The organism is Sphingomonas sp., assembly GCF_048594985.1.
Lineage (GTDB): Bacteria > Pseudomonadota > Alphaproteobacteria > Sphingomonadales > Sphingomonadaceae > Sphingomonas_I.
Map to the genome: position 1 here is coordinate 1 of NZ_JBMDXG010000251.1, position 7,213 is coordinate 7,213.

Genomic DNA, 7,213 nt, shown 5'->3' on the forward strand with positions numbered 1-7,213 from the left:
GCCGCCGACCCGTCGCGCAAGGCCCAGCGCAGCACGCCCCCAGCCCCCGCCACGCCGACACGGAGCAACGCCTGCGGACGCGGCCCGAAACCGTGCATCGCGCGCGCCCAATCGGGCAGCAGATCAATGCCCGCCTCCATCATCACCCGGCCGAGCGGGGCCATCACTCGCTTGGGCGCCCGCTGACCCAGCAGCGCGCGGGCCATCACGCGCGTGCGATCGTCGGCGCGCAGTTCCGGCCGGATGTCCGCCCAATATCGATCGAGCGCGGCGCGGCTTTGCGGGACATGGATCGCGCCGAGGCGCTGCGCGATCACCGCCACCTCCCGAAGATAGCGATCCTGCGCCTCTTCCGGAAAATGCGGGTCGCAATAGCGGACATGCGCGGCGAGAAAGCTCGACACCTCGGCCGCGTGGACCCAGGCGAGCAGGCCGGGATCGTCGGCGGAGTATGGCGTGCCGTCGGGCATCGTCCCGCGCACGCGCGCATGCACCATCCGGACGCGGGCGATCAGCCGTTCCGCCTCCATGGTCGAGCCATAGGTCGTGCCGGCAACGAACTGCGCGGTACGGCGCAGGCGGAGGCGCATGTCGCCGCGGAAGTCGAAATGGTCCCACACCGCCGCCAGCGCGGCGGGATGAAGCATCTGGAGCAGGAGTGCCGCGATCCCGCCGATCATCATCGCGGTGAAATCGGCATGGACCGTCCACGCCGCCGATTCCGGACCGAACAGGCCGGCATCGCCGCTGTCCAGATCGACATCGCCGGTCCCGAAGCCCACCAGCCGGTGGATCTGGGCTTCGATGGCGTGGCGCGGTCCCGGCATCACCCCCGAACGCTCCCGCATCGCCAAGGGTTCTCGCGCGTTGCCCGGGAATGCTCGTCTTCCTCGACTTCGAAGCGACATCGCTCGGCAAGCAAGGCGTACCGATCGAGGTTGCCTGGGTGTTCGAGGACGGCAGGGAGGAAACATATCTGATCCGCCCGGCACCCAATTGGACCGATTGGGACGACCGCGCGCAGGTGATCCACGGCATCGGTCGCGCGACGCTGGCGAGCGAAGGTACCGCACATGACGTGGTGGCGCGGCGGATGGTGGAGGCGCTGTCCGGCCATCAGCTCCACGCGAGTGCGCCGTCATGGGACGGCAAGTGGCTGAGCGCGCTGCTGCGCGCCGCCGGGCTGCCGCGCCATGCGCTGCGCCTGCGCAACAGCGACGCGGCGTTCGCGGATGCGGCACGTGCGGCGTTGGTCGGCGTGATCCCGCTGGACCGGCTGGAGGCTATCGTAAGCGCGCTCGTCGCGCGAACGCTCGCGGAGATGGCCCCCGTCCGCCCCGCGCACCGCGCGCTGGCGGATGCGCGGCTCGAACGCGACCGGTGGCGCGCGGTCCGTGCCGCCGGCGCGGCTTTTGCGTGTGCGAACACCGACATTGTCGACACTGCGGATTAGCGGCTAAGGGCTGACCCCGCGACACACTTGTCCAGCGAGGGGGACAGCTTTTGACCACCAAAGTCGTGGCGATCGACATCGGCGGCACGCATGCGCGTTTCGCGCTGGCGGAAGTCGAGGACGGCCGCGTCGTCCACCTTGCGCCCGAGGCCACGTTCAAGACGGCCGAGCATGCCAGCCTGCAGCTCGCGCTGGAGGCCTTCGCCGACATGCAGGACGCGCCGCTGCCGCGCGCGGCGGCGATCGCCATCGCCGCGCCCATCCAGGGCAATGTGCTGAAACTGACCAACAATCCGTGGGTGATCCGGCCCGCTTTGATCCCCGAAAAGCTGGGCGTCGACCGCTATACCCTGGTCAACGATTTCGGCGCGGTCGCGCATGCGGTCGCGCGCTGCGACCCGACGCACCTGCGCCATCTCTGCGGGCCGGAGCGCGACCTGCCCGACGATGGCGTGATCAGCGTGCTCGGGCCGGGCACGGGCCTCGGCGTCGCTTACGTCCTGCGGCTTGGCGGCAACGACTATCGCGTGCGAGAGACCGAGGGCGGGCATGTCGATTTCGCGCCGCTCGATTCGATTGAGGACGGCATCCTCAAGACGCTGCGCGCGCGCTACCGCCGCGTATCGACCGAGCGGGTCGTGTCGGGGCCGGGCCTCAACAATATCTACGGCGCGCTGGCGAGCCTCGAAAATCGCGCCGTGGCTCCGGTCGACGACAAGACATTGTGGATCGCGGCGCTGGAGGGCAGCGACAAGCTGGCGGCGGCGGCGCTCGACCGCTTCTGCCTGTCGCTGGGATCGGTCGCGGGCGACATCGCGCTGGCGCAGGGCGCGTCGGCGGTGGTGATCGCGGGCGGTGTCGGGCTGCGCGTGGCCGACCATCTGCCGCATTCGGGCTTTGGACAGCGCTTCGTCGCCAAGGGGCGGTTCGAGCAGATGATGTCGGCCATTCCGGTCAAGTTGATCACGCATCCGCAGCCGGGCCTTTACGGCGCGGCGGCGGCGTTCGCGCAGGAGCATCACGCCTGACCGACCAGGATCGCCCGCCGGCACTGACCGCCGCAGACCGGGCGATGCTGACCCGGTTGGACGGGGTCCGCGAGACGATCGTGGCGCGCGCGATCGGATGGTGCGCGATCAACAGCGGCAGCCGCAACCTCGACGGGCTGGAGGCGATGGCCGCCCCGCTGGCCGAAACGCTGGCGACCTTGCCGGGCGCGGTCGAGCGGATCGCGCTGCCGCCCACGACCGAAGTCGCGGACGACGGATCGATCCGCGCAGGCGAGAATGGCGTGGCACTCCGGCTGACCGTCCGTCCGGAGGCGCCGGTGCAGGTCGCGCTGACGGGCCATTATGACACGGTCTATCCCGCCGCTACGGCGTTTCGCGAGGTAAGCCCGCGCGAAGACGGCGCGCTCAACGGCCCGGGCATCGCCGACATGAAGGGCGGGATCAGCGTGATGCTGGCCGCGCTGGCGGCGTTCGAAACGCATGCGGCGGCGGCGCGGCTGGGCTAGACGGTGCTGCTCTCGCCCGACGAGGAGACGGGCTCGCTCGCCTCCGCCCCGCTGCTGGCGGAGCTTGGCGCGCGCGCACATGTCGGCATGACTTACGAGCCCGCGCTCGCCGACGGGACGCTCGTTTCGGCGCGCAAGGGATCGGGCAATTTTCACGTCCGGGTGACGGGCCGCGCGGCGCATGCCGGGCGCGACTTCGCGGCGGGGCGCAATGCCATCGTCGCCGCCGCGCGCATTGCGCAAGCGCTCGACGCGCTCAACGGGCGGCGCGAGGGGGTGACAGTCAATGTCGCGCGGATCGACGGCGGCGCACCGCTCAACACCGTGCCCGACGTGGCGGTGCTGCGCTTCAACGCGCGCCTTCCCCTGCCTGAAGACGAGGCGTGGCTGATGCGCGGGATCGAGGAAGCGCTGGATGAGGGCGGCGGCGAGGGAATTGCGGTCGCGCTCCACGGCGGCATCACGCGCCGGCCCAAGCCGTTCGTCCCCGCGCAGGAACGGCTGTTCGCGGGTGTCCGCGCGACCGGCGCGCTGATCGGGCAGACGATCGGCTGGGCGCCGTCGGGTGGCGTGTGCGAGGGCAACAATCTGTTCGCGGCCGGCCTTCCCGGCATCGACACGCTGGGCGTGCGCGGCGGCGACATCCATTCCGTGCGCGAATTCGCCTGGCCCGACAGCTTCCTCGAACGCGCGCGCCTGTCCGCGCTGCTGCTTGCGAAGCTGGCGGACGGCGCCATCGACGGCCCTGGGATCCGCGCCAAGCTCGAACGATCCCTGCTTTGACCGGCTGACCGCGAATAGACGCCACGCCGCCCGTCAGCTTTGGCCATCGCCGTCATAGGCCCGCCGGCTTGCCTCGATCAGCGGCCAATGATCCTTGATCCACGACGTGAACCCCTCCAGCGCAGGCAGCATGCTGGCGCCCATCGCGGTCAGTTCATATTCGACGCGGGGCGGCACTTCGGGAAAATAATGGCGCGTCAGCAGGCCGTCGCGCTCGAGGTTGCGCAGAGTCAGGGTCAGCATCCGCTGGGTAATGCCCTCGATACTCGCCATCATCGCGGAGAAACGCAGCCGATGGCCCTCCGCCACGGCAAGGTGCGACATGACCAGGATGGTCCATTTGTCGCCGAGGCGGGACAGGACGCTGTTCGGCACGCAGGGCCGGAAGCGTGGCCCGTCCGGCGTCTCGCGATAGGGCCGACCATGGATCAGCTTCTCCACGCGTATCATCCTTGTGCCTGAGGGCGAAAAATGTGCCGTCTTGTGAGCGCTTCGCCCCGGTATAGATGAGTAACCCTCGGTTGAGCACGAGGGTCCTTCATGAGCGGCGATACTCCCCCCATTCTGGTTTTCGGCGCGACGGGGCATCAGGGCGGCTCCGTCGCCGACGCGCTGTTGAAGGCCGGTGCGTCGGTCAGGGCGCTGGTCCGCGATCCGGCGTCCGCCAAGGCCACCGCGCTGGCCGAGCGGGGTGTCGAACTGGTGCGAGGCGACATGGCGGATCCGGCGTCCTTGCGCCCGGCCATGATCGGCGCGCGGGGCGTGTTCAGCGTCCAGACCAGTTCACCCGGCGGCGAGATCACCGATGCCGACGAGGTGCGGTACGGCGTCTCCATCGCCGATCTCGCGGTCGAGGCGGGCGTGCGGCACCTGGTCTACAGCTCGACCTGTTCGATCAGTGGCGCGGAAGGGGCACCGACCGGCATGGGCCATTTCGACAGCAAGCGCGCGATCGAGAACCATGTCCGTACCCTTCCGCTGACCTGGACGATCGTGCGGCCGGTCACCTTCATGGACATGCTGACGATGCCGGGATTCGGCCTGAACGAGGGTCGCTTCAGCTTCTTCCCGTGCCCGGACCAGGCAATGCAGTTCATCGCGGTCGAGGATATCGGCAAGTTCGTCGCGCCGATCTTCGCCGACGCGGATCGCTTCGGCGGCCAGACGCTGGAGATTGCCGGCGACGCGCTGACCGGCGCACAGATCGGCGAGGCCTTCTCGCGGGCGGCCGGACGGCCGATCGCTTACAGCCGCTTTCCCGACGCTTTGCTGGCGAGCAATCCCTTCCTCGGTGGATTGGCGGCGCTGCTCGACGCGGGGCCGCTTGCCGGCCACGCCAATCTCGACGCGCTGCGCGCGATCAACCCTGAGATGCAGTCGTTCGACACCTGGCTGGCGGGCAGCGGACGCGACGCGTTTGAGCGCGCGCTGGGCGTATCGGGCACTTGGCAATATGACCGGGGCGCCTGATCCGAACCCGGCGGGCGCATCATCTCGCCGCCTTACGGGTAGCGCACCGGCGGCGGCGGATCGGCGGGGAGCGGGATGAATTCGTGCTCGTCGGGGACGGCGGGGAAACGTTGCGCGCGCCAGTCCGCGCGCGCCTGTTCGATCCGGTCGGGCCGGCTGGAGACGAAGTTCCAGTTGACGTAGCGCGGCTCGGGGAAGGGCTCGCCACCGACGATCACCAACTGCGCGCCCTGCTCGCTCTCCAGCACGATCTCCGCATGCGGCTTCAGCACGACCAGTTCGGACGGGCCGAACGACTGACCGTCGACGGTGACACCGCCCGCAACGAGGTAGAAAGCGCGCTCGATCTGGTCGCCGGGCACGCGATAGCGGCCGCCCGGCGCGATCGCGATGTCGATATAGATCATGTCGGACAAGGTTGCGACGGGCGAGGCCAGCCCGTCGGTCGCGCCGACGATCTGACGCACGGTCGCGCCGTCGAACCGGCCCTCGGGAATGTCGCCCGCATCATGATGGACGAAGGCCGGATCGGTCTCCTCATGCGCGGCGGGGAGCGCTACCCAGAGCTGGAGCCCGAACAGCGAGGGGCCGGCGGCGCGGGAGCCATCAGGGCTGCGTTCGGAATGGACGATGCCGCGCCCGGCGGTCATCCAGTTGACCTCGCCCGGGCGGATCGGCTGGACCGAGCCGAGGCTGTCGCGGTGCATGATCTCGCCATCGAACAGGTAGGTGATCGTGGCGAGGCCGATATGCGGATGCGGCCGCACGTCGAGGCCGGTGCCCGGCGACAGCGTGACCGGCCCCATCTGATCGAAGAAGACGAACGGGCCGACCATCCGCCGTTGCGGCTGCGGCAAAGCGCGACGGACGGTGAAGCCGTCGCCCAGGTCGCGCGACGGCGGCAGGATCACCAGATCGACGCCGTCGACCCCGCTATCCCGTACCGCCATCGCCCTGTCCCCCTCGCTATTGCGGCGTGCTGGCGTTCGCCTGCGGATTGGTCTGGTCGGGTGCGTTCAGGATGTCGCGCGTCGCCGCGCCCTTGTTCACCACCTGCGACGTGCCGGTGTTGCGCGCGTCCGAGCGCACGCCCGGCGTGGGCGCGGGGCCGGCGGCGTTGAGCAAGGACTGCTCACCCTGGCTCACCTGACGCGGACCGCCGTACAGCGCGTCGAGCGCCTGCTGCGAGCTGTCGGCATCCTGCGGGCGCGGCTGACCCGGGCGCGGCGGAACCAGCGCGAAATCGGGCGGCACGGTGAGCGGCGCGGCGCGGCCGACCGCGAACTCGTCGGGCACCCCCTTGCGCGCGGCGAACACGCCCGAGCTGGCGGAGCTGCGGCAACCGGCCAGCGCGAGCAGCGCCAGCGAGCAGGCCGCGGCCAGGTTACGCTTGTTCATCACTTAGAATCCTCCGCGGGGGCCGGCACGTCGCGCGTCGTGACCGCGCGCAGCACCAACAAGGCCACGCCGATGCTAATCGCAGCATCGGCGACATTGAAGACCACAAAGGGCGACCATGCGCCGAAGTGAAGGTTGAGGAAATCGGTGACGTAGCCGAGCCGCACCCGATCGAGGATGTTGCCGAGCGCCCCGCCGAGCACGAGGCCGAGCGCCACGCCGTCCCACGTCCGCCGCTCGCGCCACAGCCAGACCGCGACGAAGATCGCGATCGCCGCGGTCACCGCCGCCAGCGTCCAACGCTGCGCCGCGCTGTCGGCGACCAGAAACCCCATCGACACGCCATGGTTCGCCACCCAGACGAGGCGGAAGATCGGCAGCAACTCGATCTGGTCGATATAGGGCAGAGCGAGCGGCCCGGTGATCCACCATTTGGTGAGCTGATCGAGCGCGAAGACGAAGGCGGCGACGATCCAGCCGAGCGGGCGCGTGGTCATGCCTGATGCTCCGTCGCCCCTGCGCAGGCAGGGGCCGATCTCTAGTGCGGCAATCGGCGAGTTTCCCCCGCCGAGACCTGGGCCCCCGCCTGCGCA

8 protein-coding genes and 1 pseudogene are annotated in these 7,213 nt (G+C 69.8%); 4 read left to right on the forward strand and 5 right to left on the reverse strand.

Translation table 11 applies throughout. The annotated features are described in order from the left end of the window. Positions 1–848 (reverse strand): oxygenase MpaB family protein (locus ACOJSF_RS10210; RefSeq protein WP_420142102.1); only part of this gene is annotated, 848 nt, incomplete at its 3' end. A gap of 29 nt (positions 849–877) precedes the next feature. On the opposite strand from ACOJSF_RS10210, the gene ACOJSF_RS10215 reads away from it, so the two are divergent. The 3 genes and pseudogenes from ACOJSF_RS10215 to ACOJSF_RS10225 all read left to right on the forward strand — a co-directional run bounded on the left by ACOJSF_RS10215 (position 878) and on the right by ACOJSF_RS10225 (position 3,752). Continuing rightward, on the forward strand, positions 878–1,453 hold the full coding sequence (locus tag ACOJSF_RS10215) for a transcriptional regulator (protein WP_420142103.1): 576 nt from the start codon (positions 878–880) through the stop codon (positions 1,451–1,453). A 50-nt stretch (positions 1,454–1,503) separates the two neighbouring features. Further along, positions 1,504–2,481, forward strand: a complete 978-nt coding sequence (gene glk / locus ACOJSF_RS10220; protein ID WP_420142104.1) for a glucokinase — start codon at positions 1,504–1,506, stop codon at positions 2,479–2,481. 146 nt (positions 2,482–2,627) lie between these two features. Next, positions 2,628–3,752: pseudogene (locus ACOJSF_RS10225) on the forward strand (hydrolase). A gap of 33 nt (positions 3,753–3,785) precedes the next feature. Here the strand turns inward: ACOJSF_RS10225 and ACOJSF_RS10230 are convergent. Continuing rightward, on the reverse strand, positions 3,786–4,193 hold the full coding sequence (locus ACOJSF_RS10230) for a winged helix-turn-helix transcriptional regulator (protein WP_420142105.1): 408 nt from the start codon (positions 4,191–4,193) through the stop codon (positions 3,786–3,788). Between the two features lie 99 nt (positions 4,194–4,292). On the opposite strand from ACOJSF_RS10230, the gene ACOJSF_RS10235 reads away from it, so the two are divergent. Further along, positions 4,293–5,222 carry an NmrA/HSCARG family protein gene (locus ACOJSF_RS10235; RefSeq protein WP_420142106.1) on the forward strand — a complete coding sequence of 310 codons (930 nt, stop codon included), beginning with the start codon at positions 4,293–4,295 and terminating at the stop codon, positions 5,220–5,222. A 32-nt stretch (positions 5,223–5,254) separates the two neighbouring features. On the opposite strand, the gene ACOJSF_RS10240 is transcribed toward ACOJSF_RS10235, so the two are convergent. The 3 genes from ACOJSF_RS10240 to lspA are packed head-to-tail and all read right to left on the reverse strand — an operon-like array spanning position 5,255 to position 7,117. Then, positions 5,255–6,172, reverse strand: coding sequence for a pirin family protein (locus ACOJSF_RS10240; RefSeq protein ID WP_420142107.1), 918 nt, complete (start codon positions 6,170–6,172; stop codon positions 5,255–5,257). Positions 6,173–6,188: 16 nt separating this feature from the next. Next, a complete protein-coding gene (locus ACOJSF_RS10245; RefSeq protein ID WP_420142108.1) occupies positions 6,189–6,620 on the reverse strand; it encodes a DUF3035 domain-containing protein in 432 nt (143 codons plus the stop codon). After that, positions 6,620–7,117 carry a signal peptidase II gene (lspA, locus tag ACOJSF_RS10250; protein WP_420142109.1) on the reverse strand — a complete coding sequence of 166 codons (498 nt, stop codon included), beginning with the start codon at positions 7,115–7,117 and terminating at the stop codon, positions 6,620–6,622. Before lspA ends, ACOJSF_RS10245 begins: the two co-directional genes overlap by 1 nt. Positions 7,118–7,213: the final 96 nt, after the last annotated feature.